At 72.2% G+C, this 16,265-nt stretch carries 13 protein-coding genes; 12 read left to right on the top strand and 1 reads right to left on the bottom strand.

Translation table 11 applies throughout. The annotated features are described in order from the left end of the window. Positions 1-389: 389 nt before the first annotated feature. From F0L46_RS18295 to F0L46_RS18245, 11 genes are all read left to right on the top strand, one after another. On the top strand, positions 390-1,223 hold the full coding sequence (locus tag F0L46_RS18295) for a chorismate mutase (protein ID WP_149820195.1): 834 nt from the start codon (positions 390-392) through the stop codon (positions 1,221-1,223). Between the two features lie 93 nt (positions 1,224-1,316). After that, positions 1,317-2,411 (top strand): histidinol-phosphate transaminase, encoded by a 1,095-nt coding sequence (gene hisC / locus F0L46_RS18290; protein ID WP_149820193.1) that lies wholly within the window; start codon positions 1,317-1,319, stop codon positions 2,409-2,411. Positions 2,412-2,415: 4 nt separating this feature from the next. Continuing rightward, a complete protein-coding gene (locus tag F0L46_RS18285) occupies positions 2,416-3,360 on the top strand; it encodes a prephenate/arogenate dehydrogenase family protein (protein ID WP_149820190.1) in 945 nt (314 codons plus the stop codon). A gap of 144 nt (positions 3,361-3,504) precedes the next feature. Continuing rightward, the gene (locus F0L46_RS18280) at positions 3,505-4,521 is read left to right on the top strand and encodes a L,D-transpeptidase family protein (RefSeq protein ID WP_149820188.1); all 1,017 of its coding nucleotides are present in this window, start codon (positions 3,505-3,507) and stop codon (positions 4,519-4,521) included. A 175-nt stretch (positions 4,522-4,696) separates the two neighbouring features. Continuing rightward, on the top strand, positions 4,697-5,665 hold the full coding sequence (locus F0L46_RS18275) for a Bug family tripartite tricarboxylate transporter substrate binding protein (protein WP_149820186.1): 969 nt from the start codon (positions 4,697-4,699) through the stop codon (positions 5,663-5,665). A 21-nt stretch (positions 5,666-5,686) separates the two neighbouring features. Then, positions 5,687-6,169 (top strand): tripartite tricarboxylate transporter TctB family protein, encoded by a 483-nt coding sequence (locus tag F0L46_RS18270; protein WP_149820184.1) that lies wholly within the window; start codon positions 5,687-5,689, stop codon positions 6,167-6,169. 67 nt (positions 6,170-6,236) lie between these two features. Continuing rightward, positions 6,237-7,760, top strand: coding sequence for a tripartite tricarboxylate transporter permease (locus F0L46_RS18265; protein WP_149820182.1), 1,524 nt, complete (start codon positions 6,237-6,239; stop codon positions 7,758-7,760). 321 nt (positions 7,761-8,081) lie between these two features. Beyond that, positions 8,082-9,236, top strand: coding sequence for a CaiB/BaiF CoA transferase family protein (locus F0L46_RS18260; protein WP_149820180.1), 1,155 nt, complete (start codon positions 8,082-8,084; stop codon positions 9,234-9,236). Further along, positions 9,233-10,063 (top strand): citryl-CoA lyase, encoded by an 831-nt coding sequence (locus tag F0L46_RS18255; protein WP_149820178.1) that lies wholly within the window; start codon positions 9,233-9,235, stop codon positions 10,061-10,063. Before F0L46_RS18260 ends, F0L46_RS18255 begins: the two co-directional genes overlap by 4 nt. Before the next feature lie 61 nt (positions 10,064-10,124). Continuing rightward, positions 10,125-10,475, top strand: coding sequence for an HNH endonuclease family protein (locus tag F0L46_RS18250; protein WP_149820278.1), 351 nt, complete (start codon positions 10,125-10,127; stop codon positions 10,473-10,475). 67 nt (positions 10,476-10,542) lie between these two features. Next, positions 10,543-12,336, top strand: coding sequence for a PAS domain-containing protein (locus F0L46_RS18245; RefSeq protein WP_149820176.1), 1,794 nt, complete (start codon positions 10,543-10,545; stop codon positions 12,334-12,336). A gap of 164 nt (positions 12,337-12,500) precedes the next feature. Here F0L46_RS18245 and putA read toward each other — a convergent pair whose 3' ends face one another. Beyond that, entirely contained in the window at positions 12,501-15,593 is a 3,093-nt protein-coding gene (gene putA, locus F0L46_RS18240; RefSeq protein ID WP_149820174.1) for a bifunctional proline dehydrogenase/L-glutamate gamma-semialdehyde dehydrogenase PutA, read from the bottom strand. A gap of 120 nt (positions 15,594-15,713) precedes the next feature. Here putA and F0L46_RS18235 point away from each other — a divergent pair, with 120 nt between their 5' ends. Continuing rightward, positions 15,714-16,175: an Lrp/AsnC ligand binding domain-containing protein gene (locus tag F0L46_RS18235; RefSeq protein ID WP_149820172.1), complete on the top strand. Its 462-nt coding sequence runs from the start codon at positions 15,714-15,716 to the stop codon at positions 16,173-16,175. Positions 16,176-16,265: the final 90 nt, after the last annotated feature.

Genomic DNA, 16,265 nt, shown 5'->3' with positions numbered 1-16,265 from the left:
CGGTCCGGTGCGCGACTCTAGCAGAAACATGCCCTTCGGGTATTGCGGGCGGGGCGATGCGTCAACGCGGCGGGGCGCTTGTGGGGAATGATCGCAGCCGCCTCTCCGCTGTCATCCCCGGCCGGAGCCCGTCAGGGCGGAGGGGAAGGGGATCCAGCGTAACTTGATGCGCCGTAGGCGCACCTTGTGCCCGTCCAGGGCCCTTTGCGGGCCAAGGTGAGCCGCTGCGCGGCAACATCGTTTCGCTGGATCCCCTTCCCCTCCACCGACCTACGGCCGGTTCCGGCCGGGGATGACAGGTTGCGCTTGCTGATATGAGGCGGACCGACCCTTCGCACCGACCCGGTTTCGGCTACAAGGTGGAGCCCCGCCTCACGCGAGCCCGCTCCATGCCCGACGCTCCCGCTCCCCTCGCCCTCGCCGACCTGCGCCGGGAGATCGACCGCCTGGATGAGGCGATGCACCGCCTGCTCATGGAGCGGGGCGAGATCATCGAGCGGCTGATCAAGGCCAAGGGCACGCAGGAATCGGGCTCCGCCTTCCGCCCGGGCCGCGAGATCGACATCATGCGCCGGCTCGCGGCGCGCCACGGCGGGCTCCTGCCCCTCGACACGGTGGAGTCGATCTGGCGGGTAATCATCGCCACCTTCACCTATGTCCAGGCGCCCTATTCGGTCCACGCCGACGTCTCGGGCGGGGACGGGCCGATGCGGGATTCGGCGCGCTTCCATTTCGGCTACACGGTGCCCTACATGCCCCATCCGAGCGCCGAGGCGGTGATTGAGGCGGTGGCAGGGTCGCGGGGCGATCTCGGGGTGTTCCGCCTCGACCAGGGCGCGTCCGCGGGAGCGTGGTGGCGGGGGCTCGTTGGTGAGGGGCGGCCGAAGGTGATCGCCCGCCTGCCCTTCATCGAGCGCCCCGGCCATCCGGCGGGCACCCCCGTCTTCTGCATCTCCAAGCCGCTCGCCGACGCCGCCGTGCGCGACGTGGTGCTCTATGCTGGCCGCTTCGAGCGCTGGCGCGACGACGCCCGCGAGGCGCTGCTCGCGCTCGACGGCGAGATCGTCGCCAGCGCCGGCGTCCAGGGCACCCTCTCGGCGCTCCTCGCGGTGGGCGGCGCGCATCCCCGCGAGCGCGTCGAGGCCGTGCTGACGGAGGCGGGCGTCGGGCCCGGCGCGCTGCACGAGGTGGGTGGGCATGCCGAGCGGTTCCAGGTGGGGTGATCTCCCCCCGGGAGATCACCCCACTTTCCGCGTGAACTCCCCCGCGGCGCCTGCTAGGGAGCAGGCCAAGACCGACCGCTTGCAGGTACCGCCATGTCCGCCCGTCCCGTTCCCCGCCCCGGCGTCCTCGCGATCGAGGCCTATGTGCCGGGCAAGAGCAAGGCGCCGGCGGGGGTGAAGGTGCATAAGCTCTCCTCCAACGAGACGCCGCTCGGCCCCTCGCCCAAGGCGATGGAGGCGGTGCGGGCGAACGCGGAGACCCTGGCGCTCTATCCCGACGGCACGGCGGGCGCGCTGCGCGAGGCGATCGCGGCGAAATACGGGCTCGATCCGGCGCGCATCCTGTGCGGGGCAGGGTCGGACGAGCTGCTGGCGCTCCTCACCTCCGCCTATATCGGCCCGGGCGACGAGGGCCTGTTCAGCCAGCACGGCTTCCTGGTCTACCGCATCGCGATCCTCGCCGCGGGCGGCACGCCCGTGGTGGCGCCCGAGCGCGACCTCACGGCCGACGTCGACGCGATCCTCGCCGCCGTCACCGAGCGCACCAAGATCGTCTTCCTCGCCAACCCCAACAATCCCACGGGCACCTACATCCCCTTCGACGAGGTGAAGCGCCTGCATGCGGGGCTGCCGCCGCACGTGCTCCTCGTGCTCGACGCGGCCTATGCCGAATATGTCCGGCGCAACGACTACGCCTCGGGGCTCGAGCTCGTCGCCACCTCCGACAACGTGGTGATGACCCGCACCTTCTCGAAGATCTACGGGCTCGCGGCCCTGCGGCTTGGCTGGATGGTCGGCCCCGCCCACGTGATCGACGCCGTGAACCGCATCCGCGGGCCCTTCAACGTGAACGCCCCCGCCATCGCGGCGGGCGTCGCGGCGATTCATGACGACGCGCACCTCTCGGCGGCGCTCGCCCACAACGACGAATGGCTGCCCGCGCTCACCCGCGAGATCGAGGCGCTGGGCCTGAAGGTCACCCCGAGCGTGGGCAACTTCCTGCTGATCCACTTCCCCCAGGAGGCGGGGCGCACGGCGGCCGACGCGGACGCCTTCCTGACCGGGCGCGGCCTCGTCCTGCGCCGGGTCGAGGCCTACGGGCTGCCCGACGCGCTGCGCCTCACCATCGGCGACGCGGAAGCCAACCGCCTCGTGGTCGAGGCGCTCGGCCTCTTCATGAGGGCTTGAGCGGGTGACGGACCGTCTCGGGGCCCCGCGGGCCGAGCCCATCTTCGAGCGCCTCGCCCTCATCGGCGTGGGCCTCATCGGCTCCTCCATCGCGCGGGCCGCGCGGGAGATGGGACTTGCCCGCACCATCGTGGCGATCGACCGGGACGAGGGCGTGGTCGGGCGCGTGCGCGATCTCGGGATCGCCGACGAGGCGACGGGCGACGCGCTCGCCGGCGTGCGCGATTGCGACCACGTGATCCTGTGCGTGCCGGTGGGCGCCTGCGGCACGGTGGCGGCGGCGATCCGCGACGGGTTGAAGCCCGGCGCCGTCGTCTCGGACGTGGGCTCGGTGAAGGCGTCGGTGGTGGCGCAGGTGGCGCCCCATCTGCCCGAGGGCGTCGCCTTCGTCCCGGCCCACCCGGTGGCGGGCACGGAGCATTCGGGGCCCGAATCCGGCTTCCCCACCCTGTTCCTGAACCGCTGGTGCATCCTCACGCCGCCCGAGGGCACGCCCCCCGAGGCGCTGGAGCGAGTGCGCGCCTTCTGGACGGCCATGGGCTCGAACGTCGAGATCATGACGCCCGAGCACCACGACCTCGTGCTCGCCATCACGAGCCACGTGCCCCACCTCATCGCCTACAACATCGTGGGCACCGCGGCGGACCTGGAAACCGTGACCCAGTCCGAGGTGATCAAGTTCTCGGCCGGCGGCTTTCGCGACTTCACCCGCATCGCCGCCTCCGACCCGACCATGTGGCGCGACATCTTCCTGCACAACAAGGGCGCCGTGCTGGAGATGCTGGGGCGGCTCAACGAGGACATCGCGCTGCTCGCCCGCGCCATCCGCTGGGACGACGGCGACGCCCTGTTCAACCTCTTCACCCGCACCCGCGCCATCCGCCGCTCCATCATCACGCAGGGGCAGGAGACCCCGGAGCCCGATTTCGGCCGCCGCCGGCCCGACTGAGGGGCGCCCCGGGACGCGATAGGCCGGCGATCCTATCGCTTCGAACGCCGCACCCGCGGGCGCGGAACTCTTGCCCCTGTCGCGGCCTTTCCTCCCAAGCGCGCGGGGCCCCATGCCCCGCTCGTCTGGTCAGGAGAACGCCCCGTGGCGGAGCGAAAGCGCATCACCGCCGGCCTCGCGGCCGGCTTCCTCTGTCTCGCCTCCACGGCGCTGCAGGCTCAAGGGCTGTCCCTCGACGCCGTGAACGGCGCCGACCTCTCGGCCAAGGCCGTGAAGGGGGTGAGCCCCGCGATCCTCCGGGCGCAGGTGCTGCTCGACCGCGCGCGCTTCTCGCCGGGCGTCATCGACGGCCGCCGGGGCGAGAATGTCGGGCTCGCCGTCCGGGCGTTCGAGCGCCAGCACGGGCTGAAGGAGGACGGGGAGATCGATCCGGAGGTCCTGGCGCGGCTCGCCGAGGCCGATGCCCGGCCCGCCCTCAAGGAATACACGATCACCGACGCGGACCTGAAAGGCCCCTTCACGAAGGAGATCCCGGAGCGGTTCGAGGACAAGGCGGAGCTCGACCGGCTCGGCTATACGAGCCCCGAGGAGATGCTCGCCGAGCGCTTCCACATGGACGAGGACCTGCTCGAGGCGCTCAATCCCGGCAAGAGCTTCGACAAGGCCGGCACCCGGATCCTGGTGGCCGACGTCGAGACCCCGAAGCCCGAGGCGAAGGTCCGGCGCATCGAGGTCGACCGCTCCGCCAAGGCGCTGCGCGCCTTCGCCGAGGACGGCAGCCTCGTCGCCTATTACCCGGCCACGATCGGCAGCGAGGACAAGCCGACCCCCGAGGGCGTCCACGAGGTGACGGCGGTGGCTCCGAACCCCACCTACACCTACCGGCCGGACAAGTACCAGTTCAAGGGGGTGGAGGCGAAGAAGGCCTTCACCATCAAGGCGGGCCCGAACAACCCCGTGGGCTCGGTCTGGATCGATTTGTCGAAGGACACCTACGGCATCCATGGGACGCCCGACCCCGCGAAGGTCGGCAAGACCGCGTCGCATGGCTGCGTGCGGCTCACGAACTGGGATGCCGAGGAGCTGGCCGGCATGGTCGAGAAGGGCGTCAAGGTGGAGTTCACCGGCGCCACGAAGCCCGGGGCCGAGCTGAAGCCCTGACGCCGCGACACCGCAGGGTTGCGGGCCTGGCAGCAAACGGGGCCCGCAACCCCGATCGCTGCCCCGCCCGGCGCGCGCTCCTATTGCCCAAGGGCATCTTTTCCGGTCAAGTACGCGCCTGAACTGTCCAAGGGCCCGCAACCTATGACGGGCCCGTTACGGGAGGAGCGTTCACGTGATCGATCGTCGTCAATTCCTGGCCGCGGGCGCGGCCGCGTCCGTCCTCGGCTTCGCGGGCGCGGGCCACGCCCAGAGCGTCGACCAGCTCCAGCTCTTCGTGCCCGCGGCGCCGGGCGGCGGCTGGGACCAGACCGCGCGGGCCATCGAGCTCGTGATGCGCGGCGAGAAGCTCATCGGCACCGCCCAGATCACCAACGTGCCCGGCGCCGGCGGCGCGGTGGGCCTGCCGCAATTCGTCGGCCAGTGGCGCAACCGCCCCAACGCCATGATGGTGGCCGGCATGGTGATGGTCGGCGCGCTCATCGCCAACAAGTCGCCCGTGAAGCTCGCCCAGACCACCCCGATCGCCCGCCTCACGGGCGAGTTCCTCGCCGTGGTCGTACCGGCCCAGTCGCCGTTCAAGACCGCCAAGGACATGGTGGACGCCATGAAGGCCGACGCCTCCAAGGTGCCCGTGGCGGGCGGCTCGGCGGGCGGATCGGACCACATCCTGCTCGGCATGATCGGCAAGGCGGCGGGCGTGACGCCCTCGAAGCTCAACTACATCCCCTATGCGGGCGGCGGCCAGGCGCTCGCGGCGCTCCTCGGCAACCAGGTGGCGGCGGGCATCTCAGGGTATGGCGAGTTCGCCGAGCAGGTGAAGGCGGGCAAGCTGCGGCTGCTGGCCATCTCGGCCGACAAGCGCCAGGAGGGCATCGACGCCCCGACCCTCAAGGAGAGCGGCGTCGATGTGGAGCTGTTCAACTGGCGCGGCGTCTTCGCGCCTCCGGGCGCCAGCGAGGAGCAGAAGAAGACCCTCGTCTCCCTCGTGGAGAAGATGGCGGCGAGCTCCGCCTGGCAGGAGGAGCTGAAGAAGCGCGACTGGACGGGCATCCTGCTCACCGGCGACGCCTACGCGAAGTTCGTCGCCGAGGAGAACGCGCGCATCGAGGCGATCCTCAAGGATCTCGGCCTCGCGGCCTGATCACCCTGGCAGGAGCGCCGGATGGACCGCATGCGGATCGCGCTGCCCGAGGCCTTCATCGGCCTGGGCACGCTTGCCTTCGCCGGCCTCGTGCTGTGGCAGACGGAGCAGATCCCCGTCTCGCCGCTTTATGCCAAGGTGGGCCCGCGGGTCCTGCCCTACATCACGACGGGAGGGATCGCGCTCCTGGGCGCGCTCCTCCTGTGGCGGGGCCTTCGCGGCGGCTGGCAGCCCGAGGAGGAGAAGGAGGTCGCCCCCGACTGGCGCGCGGTGGCGGTGCTCACGGTGGCGCTCGTCGCCAACGTGACCCTGATCGGGCCGCTGGGCTTCTCCCTCGCCTCGACCATCCTCTTCGTGCTGGTCGCCTATGCCTTCGGCGACCGCCACGTGGTGCGCAACGCCGGCATCGGCCTCGTGCTCGCGCTCCTGGCCTATTTCGGCTTCGCCCGGACGCTCGGCGTCAATATCGGGGCGGGCTTCCTGGAGAACCTGCTGGGCGGCTAGGCCGCCCGGCGGATCCGGGCTGTGTGGTTGAGCGCGCCCCGCCCGGGGCGGCGCTGAGGAGATCGGCGTGGAATCCCTATCGTCGCTCGCGGGCGGATTTGCCGTCGCGCTGACCCCCAACAACCTGATGTGGTGCCTCGTGGGCACGACGCTCGGCACCGCCATCGGCGTGCTGCCGGGCCTTGGGCCGGCGCTCACCATCGCGCTTCTCCTGCCCATCACCTTCAAGGTCGACCCCACCGCCGCCTTCATCCTCTTCGCCGGGATCTATTACGGCGCCATGTATGGCGGCTCGACCACCTCGATCCTGCTGAACACCCCCGGCGAGAGCGCCACCATCGTGACCGCGATGGAGGGCAACCGCATGGCGCGCTCAGGGCGCGCCGGCGCGGCGCTCGCCACCTCCGCCATCGGTTCCTTCGTGGCCGGCACGGTGGGCACGATGGGCATCACGTTCCTTGCCCCCGTCGTCGTGGAGTTCGCCCTGAAGTTCGGCCCGGCCGAATATTTCAGCCTCATGGTGCTCGCCTTCGTGACCGTCTCGGCGGTGCTCGGCGCCTCCGCCGTGCGGGGTCTCGCGGCCCTGTTCCTGGGCTTCTATCTCGGCATGATCGGGATCGACGGGCAGACGGGCCAGCCGCGCTTCACCTTCGGCATCCTGGAGCTCCTCGACGGGGTCAACGTCATCGTCGTGGCCGTCGGCCTCTTCGCGGTGGGCGAGACCCTCTACGTCGCCTCGCGGCGCTATGCGGGCAAGGACGAGATCATCCCCTTGCGCGGCTCGCTCTACATGACGCGCGAGGAATGGTCGCGCTCGTGGAAACCGTGGCTGCGGGGCACGGCGCTCGGCTTTCCCATCGGCGCCATGCCGGCGGGCGGTGCCGAGATTCCCACCTTCCTGTCCTATTGGGTCGAGAAGCGCTTCTCGAGGAAGCCCGAGGAGTTCGGCACGGTGGGCGCCATCGAGGGCGTGGCGGGCCCGGAGGCGGCCAACAACGCCTCCGCCGCGGGCGTCCTCGTGCCGATGCTGACGCTGGGGCTGCCCACCTCGGCCACCGCCGCCATCATGCTCTCGGCCTTCCAGAGCTACGGCATCAATCCCGGGCCGCTCCTGTTCCAGACCCAGCCCGCCCTGGTCTGGGGCCTCATCGCCTCGCTCTACATCGCCAACGTGGTGCTCCTCGTCCTCAACCTGCCCCTCATCGGGCTGTGGGTGCGCATCCTCAAGATCCCGGCGCCGCTCCTCTATGCGGGCATCCTCGTCTTCGCGACGATCGGCACCTACGGCATCTCGCAATCGCCCGTGGACCTGATCCTGCTCTACGTGCTCGGCGGCATCGGCTTCGTCATGCGCCGCTACGACTTCCCCACCGCCCCCGTGATCATCGGCATGATCCTGGGGCCCCTCGCCGAGACGGAGTTCCGCCGCGCCATGTCGATCAACAACGGCGACTGGACGGTGTTCTTCACCCAGCCCCTCTCCGCCGCCCTCCTCGCCATCGCCGTTCTGGCGCTGCTCGGCCCCCGCCTGTGGGACCTCGCCACCCGCCGCCAGCACAGGGGCCCCGAGCATGTGCCGGGCGATGCGTAGACCCCCCTCTCCCACGCAGGGGGAAGGATCGGCGAGTGCCGCGATCTCGCCTGTCATCCCCGGCCGGAGCCCGTCAGGGCGGAGGGGAAGGGGATCCAGCACAGCTCTGGTCGCGAAGCGACGCCTTTTGCCCGACCAGGGCCCTTGGCGGGCCAAGTCGTGCCGCTGCGCGGCAGCAATGATTGCGCTGGATCCCCTTCCCCTCCACTCGCCACGCGAGTTCCGGCCGGGGATGACAGGGGTCGCTCGTGCACCTGTGACGTGGATCCTTCCCAAAGGGGGACCGAGCCTCTTAGGAGCAATGGGGCGGGGGCGCATGCCGTGACCGCCCTCCTCGCGGGCATCCGCGTCCTCGACCTCACCAACGTGCTGGCCGGCCCCTATTGCGGCTACCAGCTCGCCCTGCTCGGCGCCGACGTGATCAAGGTCGAGGCGCCGGACGGGGACCTGGCCCGCCAGCTCGGCGCCTCGCCCGCCCTCAACGAGGCGCGCATGGGCGCGTCCTTCCTCGCCCAGAACGCCGGCAAGCGCTCCGTGGTGCTCGACCTGAAAGCTGAGGCAGACCGGTCCGCCTTCCTCGACCTCGTCGCCAGTGCCGACGTGGTGCTGGAAAACTTCCGCCCCGGCGTCATGGACCGCCTCGGCTTCTCCGTCGAGACCCTGCGGGCGCGCCGCCCGGACCTGATCTATTGCGCCATCTCAGGGTTCGGCCAGACGGGGCCGCTCAAGGGCAACCCGGCCTACGACCAGATCATCCAGGGCCTGTCGGGGGTGATGAGCATCACCGGCACGCCGGAGACGGCGCCTCTCAGGGTCGGCTATCCCGTCTGCGACACGCTGGGCGGCCTGTTCGGCGCTTTCGCCATCGCGGCGGCCCTCGTGCGGCGCGCCAATACGGGCGAGGGCGCGGTGCTCGACGTGTCCATGCTGGAGAGCACGCTCAGCGCGCTGGGCTGGCCCGTCTCGAACTATCTCACGGCCGACGTCGAGCCCATGCCGATGGGCAACGAGAACATGACGGCGGCGCCCTCGGGCACCTTCCGCACAGGCGAGGGGCTTCTCAATATCGCGGCCAACAAGGGCGACCAGTTCGTGGCGCTCTGCCGCCTCATCGGCCGCCCGGAGCTCGCCGCCGATCCGCGCTTTTCCGAGCGCGAGACCCGCAAGCGCAACCGCGCGGCGCTCAACGCCGAGATCGAGGCGGCGCTCGCCGCCGACACGGCGGCCGCCTGGGAGGAGCGCCTCAACCGCGCCGGCGTGCCGGCGGGCCGGGTGCTCGGCGTGCCGCAGGCGCTCGCCGAGCCGCAGGTGAGGGAGCGCGCCATGACGACCCGCTTCGAGGCCGTGCCGGGCGTCGGGCGTCCGCTCACCGTGGTGCGCGGCGGCTTCCTCGTCGACGGCGAGGCGCCCCGGCCCGGCCGGCCGCCGCCCGCGCTCGGCGAGCATCAGGACGAGATCCTCGGAGACAAGCCATGAGCGAGCGCGGGCGTGCCGAGGATTGGTGGACCACCGCCATCATCGAGATGAGCCCAGGCCTCATCCGCCTGCGCGGCTACCCCATCGAGGACCTGATCGGGCGGGTGAGCTTCCCCGCCATGATCTGGCTCATGCTGCGGGGCGAGCTGCCCTCGGAGCCCCAGGCGGCGCTGCTCGGCCACGCGCTCGCGGCGGCCGTCGATCACGGGCCCCAGGCCCCCTCCATCGCCATCGCCCGCATGGCCGCGACCTGCGGGATCGGGATCAACGGCGCCATGGCCTCCGCCATCAACGTGCTCGGCGACGTGCATGGCGGGGCGGGGGAGGCGGCGCTCGCCCTGTTCGGCGACGTCGCCGCCGCCATGGACGGGGGCGCCGGGCTCGACGCGGCGGTCTCGGCGCGCCTCGACCGGTTCTTTGCGGAGGAGGGCGGGTTCGTGCCGGGCTTCGGCCACCGCTTCCACCCCGTCGACCCGCGCTCGCCGCGCCTCCTCGCCCTGGTGCGCGAGGCCGCCGCGGCCGGCACCGTGTCAGGACGCTTCGCTGACGTCGCCGAGGCGGTCGAGGCCGCGATCGAGGCCCGCAAGGGCCGGCGCATCCCCCTCAACATCGACGGGGCGACGGCGGTGGTCTACGGCGAGCTCGGCTTCCCGCCTGCGCTGTGCCGCGGCCTGTTCATCCTGTCGCGCTCGGTGGGCGTGCTGGCCCATGCCTGGGAGCAGACCGGCGAGCCCGCCCGCAACAAGGGCCCCCTGCCGCGCGAATGGCTGTGGACCTACAACGGCCCGCCCGAGCGGCGGCTGGAGGACGATCCCACCTCTCCCTAACGGGAGAGGGGAGTTGCCGCACCCACCTCCACGGCACTCCGCCCGCACCCATATCCCCGTCGTGCCCCGCCGAAACCGTCTCTTCGCCGAGAGCGCGCCAGCGCCCGAGCCCCACTGCCCGCTGTGCGACCGGCCGATCCCGCCGGGCGCCAAGTCGAGCCGGCATCATCTCACGCCGAAGCTGAAGGGCGGCGCCAACGGCGCCATCGTGCGCCTGCACCAGATCTGCCACAGCGCCATCCATGCCCGGTTCTCGGAGGCCGAGATCGCGCGCCGCCTCGCCGACGTGGAGAGCCTGCGCCACGATCCCGAGATGGCGCGCTTTCTCGAATGGGTGCGCACCAAGCCCCCGGATTTCCACGCGCCGACCCGCCTGACCAAGGCCCGCAAGGGCGCGCGCCGCGACCGGTGAGGGGGCCGCGCGGCCCGGGGGGAACGGGGGCTGTCGACAGGCCTCCCAAGATGGCTAAAGTCGCGGCATGCAGGACGAACGCTGGCGACTCGCCGTCGAGGCCACCGGGCTTGGAACCTGGGAAGTGGACGGGGCCACGGGCCGGCACCGCTGGTCGCCGGAGTTCAAGGCCATCTGCGGGCTGCCCGACGCCGTCGAGCCCGCCACGTCGACCTTCTCGGCCCTCATCCACCCCGACGACGCGTGGGTCAACGAGGCCTACGCCGCCGCCTACCGCCCCGAGGGCGACGGGCGCTACGAGGCCGAGTTCCGGATCCGCCGCGCCGACACGGCCGAGGAGCGCTGGGTCCTGGCCCGGGGCCGGGTCATGCATGACGACGGCAGGTTCGTCTGGGCGACGGGGCTCCTCCTGGACACCACGGCCCGCCGCCGGGCCGAGCAGGCGCTGGCGGAGAGCGAGGAGCGCTACCGGCTCGCCGTCGCCTCGTTCCAGGGCGCCGTCTTCGAGACCGATCTGCGCACCGGCCATGCCTATCGCGCCCCCCGGGCCTACGAGATGCTCGGCGTGGACGAGGCCGACGCCGTCCCCACCCGCGGCTGGTGGCAGGACCGCATCCATCCGGAGGACCGCGCCGGGTTCCTCGCCGCCGTGGACGCGGCGCTCGCGGGCGCCACCGAGGGGATCGACCAGCAGTACCGCATCCGGCATGCCTCGGGCGCCTGGGTCTGGATCTGGCATCGCGGGCTCGTGGCGCGCGACGCCCGCGGCCGGCCCGTGCGCCTCACGGGCGCGTTCCTCGACATCACGGCGCAAAAGCATGCCGAGCGCACCCTCCAGACCCGGACGCGCGAGCTCGAGACGGTGCTCGACGCGGTCCCGGCCGCCGTCTGGTTCAGCTACGATCCGGCGGTGCGCGACGTGGTGCAGAACCGCTACGCCGCGGGGCTCACCGGCAGTGCCCAGCTGGGCGTCCTGAGCGGCGACGATTCCGTGAGCCGGGTCGGCTTGTCCCAGGGCGGGCGCCCGGTCGAGCGCAGCCGCTGGCCCCTGGAGCGGGCGCTCGCCGGGGACCCGCCCGAGGGCGAGGAATACATGCTCGCCGTGCCCGGCCGCGAGGAGGTCACCCTCCTCGTCAACGCCCGGGGCCTGCGCGACGGGGCGGGCCGCATCGTCGGCGCCGTGGCGGTGGCGCTCGACATCACGGAGCGCAAGCGGGCCGAGGAGCAGCGCCGCCTTCTCGTCAACGAGCTGAACCACCGGGTGAAGAACACGCTCGCCACCGTGCAGTCGATGGCGGCGCAGAGCCTGCGCGGGCACGACGCGAACGGGGTGCTGGCCCGCGCGCTCACCGACCGGATCATGGCCCTGTCGCGCGCCCACGATCTCCTGACCCGGGAGAACTGGGAGGGCGCCGTCCTCGGCGACATCGTGCGCCAGGCGGCGGAGCTCCATGGCGGGGCCGAGGCCGAGCGCTTCGTGGTCGGCGGGCCGGAGGTCCGCGTCGAGCCTCGGGTGGCGCTGGGCATGGCGATGGCCCTGCACGAGCTTGCCACCAACGCCGTGAAATACGGCGCGCTGTCCAACCGCACCGGCACCGTCGAGATCGCCTGGACGCTCCTGCCCGACCCCGCCACGGGCCGGACGATGCTCCGCCTGCGCTGGGCCGAGCGGGGCGGCCCGCCCGTCGAGGCGCCGCAGCGCACGGGGTTCGGCACGCGCCTCCTGGAGCGCAGCATGGCGGCGGAGCCGGGCGGCTCCGTCGAGACCACCTTCGCGCCGGGGGGCCTCGAGTGCGTGCTGCTCCTGCAGGTGGAGGGGGCGCCGGCCCGGCCGGCAGCGATCGCCGAAGCGGTGGGGTAGGGTTCCCCTCCCCCTTGCGGGGAGGGGTCAGGGGTGGGGGAAGGGACGCCAACCGCCGTCGGTCCAGGACAGGGCTGTACGGGCCTGCGTGCTCCCCGCCAGCTCCGACTTTGCGACCCCCACCCTCAGCCCCTCCCCGCAAGGGGGAGGGGGGCTACGTCCCCCTATTCCTCCATCGCGATCAGCGCCGCGTTGCCGCCGGCGGCGGCGGTGTTGATCGTCACGGTCTGCTCGGTGGAAAAGCGCAGGAGGTAGTGGGGACCGCCCGCCTTCGGGCCCGTGCCCGAGAGGCCGTGGCCGCCGAAGGGCTGCACGCCCACCACCGCGCCGATCATGTTACGGTTGACGTAGACGTTGCCCACCGACAGGCGCCGCACCACCCGCTCGATCGTGGCGTCGATGCGCGAGTGCACGCCGAGCGTCAGGCCGTAGCCCGTGGCCTCGATGCCCTCGAGCACCCGGTCGAGATCGGCGGCGCGGTAGCGGGCGACGTGGAGGATCGGGCCGAAGACCTCCTGGTCGAGGGCGCCGGGCCGGTCGAGCTCGAACACGTGCGGGGCGACATAGGTGCCCGAGCGGGGCGCCTCGCCCGCCAGATGCACCCGCTTCGCCTCCCGGCTCATCCGGGCCACGTGGGCGTCGAGGCGCTCCTTCGCCTCCATGTCGATGACGGGGCCGATCGCGACGCTGACGTCGCGGGGATCGCCCACCTTCAGCTCGCGGGCCGCGCCCACGATCATCTCGATCATCCGGTCGGCCACGTCCTCCTGGACGAGGAGGAGGCGCAGGGCCGAGCAGCGCTGGCCCGCCGATCGGAAGGCGGAGGTCGCGACGTCGTCGGCCACCTGCTCAGGGAGCGCCGTGGCGTCCACGATCATGGCGTTGATGCCGCCCGTCTCGGCGATGAGGGGGACGATGGGCCCGTCCTTCGCCGCAAGCGTCCGGTTGATGAGGCGCGCCACCTCCGTGGAGCCCGTGAACACCACGCCGCCGGCATGCGGGTTCTCGACGAGCCGCGCGCCGACCCGCCCGTCGCCGGGCACGAAGTGGAGCGCCGAGGCCGGCACCCCCGCCTCGTGCAGGAGCCGCACGGCTTCCGCCGCGACGAGGGGCGTTTGCTCGGCGGGCTTCGCCACCACGGCGTTGCCGGCCATGAGGGCCGCCGCCACCTGGCCGAGGAAGATGGCGAGGGGGAAGTTCCAGGGCGAGATGGCGACGAACACGCCCCGGCCGCGCAAAGCGAGCCGGTTCGCCTCGCCGGTCGGGCCCGGCATGGTCTCCGGCTCGCCCATGAGCTCGCGCCCCTGGGCCGCGTAGTAGCGGCAGAAGTCCACCGCCTCGCGCAGCTCCGAGAGCGCGTCGTCGAGGGTCTTGCCGGCCTCCGCCTGGAGGAGGTGCAGGAAGCGGCCGCGCCGGGCCTCCAGCAGGTCGCCCGCGCGCTCCAGGGCGGCGGCGCGGCGATCGGCCGGAATGGCGCTCCAGGCCGGGAAGCCCGCCCGCGCCGCGGCGATGGCGGCGTCGGCGCTCTCGGGCGAGGCCTCGGCGACCTCGCCCACGGGGGTGCGCCCGTCGGCGGGGTTGAGCACGGGCCGGCGCTCGCCGCCGAGCGCCCGGCCGTCGACGAGGGGCGCGGCGGACCCCGGCGCTCCGGCGCCCGCGATCTCGGCGAGCAGCGCCTCGAGCGACGCCCGGTGGCCGAGCTCGACGCCCCGCGAGTTGCGCCGCCCGGGGCCGAACAGGTCGCGGGGCAGGGGCAGGCGGGGGTGGCGGGCCCGCTCGGGAGCGCCCACGATTTCGGCAGGGCGCTTGAGGAGGCTCTCCACGGGCACGGCCGGATCGGCCGCGACCGACACGAACGACGAGTTGGCGCCGTTCTCCAGGAGGCGGCGCACGAGATAGGCCAGGAGATCGCGGTGGCCGCCGACGGGCGCGTAGGTACGGCAGGCGGCGCCCCCCTGCTCCTCGACGAGGTGCCCGTAGAGCGCCTCGCCCATGCCGTGCAGGCGCTGGAACTCGTAGCCCTCGACGCCCCCGGCCCGCTCGATGATCGAGGCAACGGTGAGCGCGTTGTGGGTGGCGAATTGGGGATAGATCAGGGGGCGCAGCGCCAGCATGCGCTCGGCGCAGGCGACGTAGGACAGGTCCGTCATCGCCTTGCGGGTGAAGACGGGATAGTCGTCGAGGCCGCGCTCCTGCGCGCGCTTCACCTCCGTGTCCCAATAGGCGCCCTTCACGAGGCGCACCATCATGCGCCGGTCGTGCCGGCGCGCGAGCTCCGCGATCCAGTCGATGAGCGCAAGTGCACGCTTCTGATAGGCCTGGATCGCGAGGCCGAACCCGTCCCAGCCCGCGAGCGAGGGATCCCCGAAGGCGGCGGCCAGCACGTCGAGGGAGAGCTCCAGCCGGTCGGCCTCCTCGGCGTCGATCGTGAAGTTGAGGTCGTAGGCCTTCGCCTTCGCGGCGAGCGCCACCACGCGCGGGGTGAGCTCGGCCAGCACCCGCTCGCGGCTCAGGGCCTCGTAGCGCGGGTGGAGGGCCGAGAGCTTCACCGAGATCCCCGGGCGGTCGGGCAGGGGCCGGTTGCCGGCGGCGCGGCCAATTGCCTCGATGGCATCCGCATAGGACTCGAAATAGCGCTCGGCATCCTTCGCAGTGCGGGCGCCCTCGCCGAGCATGTCGAAGGAATAGCGGTAGAGCCGGCCCTCGCCCGTGGCGGCGCGCTTCAACGCCTCCTCGATCGTCTGGCCCAGCACGAAGTGGCCGCCCATCACCCGCATGGCCTGGCGCGTCGCGGCGCGCACCGCCGGCACGCCCAGGCGCTTGGCGACCTGGCGCAGGATGCCCTCGGGGGTCTCGCCGGGCTGGATCACCCGGGCGGTCATCCCGAGCGCCCAGGCGGAGGCGTTGACCAGGAAGGCCTCGGAGCGGGATTCGTGGCGGGCGAAGTCGCCCTGGCCGAGCTTGTCCTCGATCAGCCGGTCGGCGGTGGCGCCGTCGGGCACGCGCAGCAGCGCTTCCGCCAGCACCATGAGGGCGAGGCCCTCCTTGGTGGAGAGGGAATATTCCCGCAGCATCTCCTCGACGCCGCCGAACCCGCCCCGCTCGGCCCTGATGGCGCCGATCAGCTCGCGGGCGGTGGCATCGACGCGGGCCTCGCGCTCCCGGGGAAGCCAGGCCTCGCGCATGAGGCGCCCGGCGATGGCGGTGTCGTCTTCGGCGTAGGGAGCCCCGAAGGGCTGCGGGGACGGGGCGTTCACGGCTCTCACCTCGGGGACATCGACGGCGGCGAGATTAACCCCGATCACGCCGGATTTCGATTGGCGCAAACCCGGGTTGAACCTTACGATCGTCGGTTCAGGCACCTCCAGAGCGTGAACATGACGGACCTCGACCGTATCGACCGCCGCATCCTCGCCCTGCTCCAGGAGGACGGGCGGCTGCCGGCCGTGGAGCTCGCCGAGCGTGTCGGCCTCTCGCCCACGAGCACGGGGGAGCGCCTGCGCCGCCTGCAGAAGGAGGGCGTGATCCAGGGCTTTCGCGCCCGGCTCGACCCGCGCCGCCTGGGGCTGGAGCTGCTCGTCTTCGTCGAGGTCTCGCTGGACAAGACCACCCCCGACGTCTTCGAGCGCTTCGCGGCGGCGGTGCGCCGCGCGCCGGAGGTGCTCGAGTGCCATATGGTGGCGGGGGGCTTCGACTACCTCGTCAAGACGCGGGTCGCCGACATGGCGGCCTACCGCCGCTTCCTCGGCGAATCACTTCTCGCGCTGCCGGGCGTGCGCGAGACGCGCACCTATGCCGTGATGGAGGAGGTGAAGAGCGACGGGCCGCTGCCGGTTTGAGGGGCATTTCGGGGGGCGAAGGGCCCGGGGATGGGGCTTTGGCACCGTCCTGCGCAGGGTTTGGGCATCGTGCGGAATTCGGCCGTGGGC

Origin of the sequence: Salinarimonas soli (assembly GCF_008386575.1) — a bacterium.
In the GTDB taxonomy this organism is placed as follows: Bacteria; Pseudomonadota; Alphaproteobacteria; order Rhizobiales; family Beijerinckiaceae; genus Salinarimonas_A; species Salinarimonas_A soli.
Note: the sequence above shows the minus strand (reverse complement) of the source record. Positions and strands in the feature narration are given on the sequence as shown.